The following is a 2,557-nucleotide window of genomic DNA, read 5'->3' as shown; positions in this document are numbered from 1 at the left end:
CCGGCATCCTGATCGCCGAGGCCTGCTACCTGCTTTATGCCGGCCGCAGCGACAAGCGCACCGCCATCAACCGGCGCATGAAGCTGCAGGAAAACAAGATCAGCCAGGAGCAGGTGCTTGTCCAACTGCGCAAGGAACGCGGCCTCGACGCAGGCACGCCGCTGTTTTCGCTGGATCGGTTCCGCGCTTTGCGAACCCAGTCGGGCATGATCATGCCGCTGTCGAAATTCCTGATGATCAGCTGCGGCGTGGCGATGGCGATGACCCTGGTCGCCATCTGGTACGGCTTGCCGCCGCTGATGGGGCTTGTGCTGTTTGTGGTGCTTGTGCCGGTGCTGCCGGTGATCACGCTGCGCTTCAAGCGCAAGCGCCGGGTAAAGCGGTTCGGCATGCAATTGCCGGAGGCGCTGGAACTGATCACGCGTGGCCTGAAGGCCGGCCATCCGGTGCCGGTGGCGATCGCCATGGTGGCGCGCGAGATGCCCGACCCGATCGGCACCGAGTTCGGCGTCATCGCCGACGAGGTGACATATGGCTCCGATCTGGTTTCGGCGTTGAACTCGCTGTTCGACCGGGTCGGCCAGGAGGATTTGCCGCTGTTCGTCACCGCCGTCTCGATCCAGACCAGTTCGGGCGGCAATCTGCGCGAGATCCTCGACGGCCTGGCGACGACGATCCGCGAGCGCGGCAAGCTGCGCCGCAAGGTGCGCGCCATTGCGACAGAAGGTCGGATGTCGGCCTACATCCTGACAGCGGTGCCGGCGTTGCTGTTCACCGCCATTATGGCGCTGATGCCGGGCTTCTACCGCGACGTCTGGGGCGCGGCGAAAACCTGGTACCTGCTCGGCGGCTCGATCACCTGGCTGATGCTGGGCAATCTGATCATGTTCAAAATGTCGAATTTCAAGTTCTGACATGCAGGGCTTCATCGAATTCCTCGCCTCGCTTGCGCCGACCTCATTGATGCCGGTGGCCATCCTGCTGCTGGCGGCGGGTGCTGCCGCTGTTGCCTGGCCTGTTGTCATGGCGAAGGGCGACCGCAACGAGGTCATGCGCCGGCTCAGGGTCGACAACGGCCCCGTGGCCGCCAAACCAGAGCCGGTGCAGAAGAAGAATACCGGCGTCGTGCGCGAGAAGGCAGTGAAGCGGGCGCAGGAATTCTACGCCAGGAGCGATCCGGAAAATGTCGCCCGGCTGCGCATGAAGCTCATCCAGGCGGGCTACATGGAGCCGCGCGCTGTCGGCACGTTCTTCCTGATCCGGTTCAGCGCGATGATCGGCACGGCAATCGGTGTGTTTGTGCTCAACCGGTGGATGGCCAGCCCGGACGCGACGATGGCCAGTCGCTGGACATTCGTCATCCTGTCGGGAGCGGCCGGCTATTTCCTGCCCGGCCTGGTGTTGAGCCAGAAAGTGCGGGAACGCAGGCGCGAGTACCGCAACGGCTTTCCCGATTTCATGGACCTGATGATTGTCTGCTCGGATGCCGGCATGAGCATGGAGGCCGGCATAGAGCGCGTCTCCAAGGAACTCGCCAAGACCTATCCCGCGCTCAGCCAGAACCTGCAGCTGGTGTCGTTGGAGCTGAGGGCAGGGCGCAGCCTCGACGATGCGCTGAAGGCGCTCGCCGACCGCCTCAGCCTGGACGAAGTGCGTTCCTTCGCCACGCTGCTGCAGCAGTCCAAGGAACTCGGCACCAGCCTGTCGGGGGCGTTGCGCGTTTTTTCCGACGACATGCGCCATAAGCGTATGTCGTTGGCCGAGGAAAAGGCGCACGCTCTGCCGGCCAAGATGTCGGTGCCGGTGGTGGTATGCATCCTACCGGTGGTGCTGATGATCGCGGCCATTCCAGTCATCGTCAAAATGACGGCGCAATAGCATGATGCCGAAAGGTGTGAGGCTTCGATTCGAGCTGAAATCGTCCGGCTCTAGCGAGCGCCCCACAAAAGTCCTAGCAGGGGGACTGACAAACCATTGTTATGACCGTACTCGGCCTTGCAGGTGAGAAGTCCATGCTGTTGCGCACCCTCTTCCTCGGCCTTGCCGCAGCCACCCTGTCGCCCGCCTGGGCCGTGGCCGACGATTGCGGCGATGCCGCCGCCCTGGTGCAGCAGGCCTATCCCAAAGCTCGAAAGAGCGCCGACGGCACCTCGTTCACGCTCGAACCTCATATCAGCATCGCCCTGACGGATGGCGACGCGCCGTTTGGGCTGAGCTGCAAGATCTGGCCTGCCCATGACGACCTGCTGTTGGTAGCCGTGCCGCTGATCGACAGCGCCCAATCCAGCGACGATGGCCATGTCGGCGATATCGAGCTTCTGGTCGTCGACAGGAACAGCCAGCGTGTGCGCCTGCGCCTGCTCCAGCCGGGGCTGATCGCCGATGATGCCATCGCCATCCGCAAGATCGAGTTCGATACCGGCCGCTACAGGCTGGCGCCCGGGGTGATGGCCTTCGGCCTGCGCATCGAAATCGCGAACCATTCGCAGGCCAATCCCTTCAGCGAAACCGACCTGCGGCTTTATGTTCTCGCCGACGATGCCCTGCGCCTGGTACT

Annotated in this window: 3 protein-coding genes; all 3 read left to right on the top strand. The window is 63.4% G+C overall.

Annotated features, from left to right (window positions below; genetic code table 11):
* Positions 1 to 914 (top strand): type II secretion system F family protein (locus EN939_RS29375; protein WP_245473204.1); only part of this gene is annotated, 914 nt, incomplete at its 5' end.
* Position 915: 1 nt separating this feature from the next.
* Positions 916 to 1,878, top strand: a complete 963-nt coding sequence (locus tag EN939_RS29370; protein WP_127270729.1) for a type II secretion system F family protein — start codon at positions 916 to 918, stop codon at positions 1,876 to 1,878.
* Positions 1,879 to 2,012: 134 nt separating this feature from the next.
* Positions 2,013 to 2,557: hypothetical protein (locus EN939_RS29365; RefSeq protein ID WP_127271179.1), on the top strand; the 545-nt coding region annotated here is incomplete at its 3' end.

Source organism: Mesorhizobium sp. M7A.F.Ca.CA.002.05.1.1 (genome assembly GCF_003998335.1).
GTDB lineage: Bacteria > Pseudomonadota > Alphaproteobacteria > Rhizobiales > Rhizobiaceae > Mesorhizobium.
Note: the sequence above shows the minus strand (reverse complement) of the source record. Positions and strands in the feature narration are given on the sequence as shown.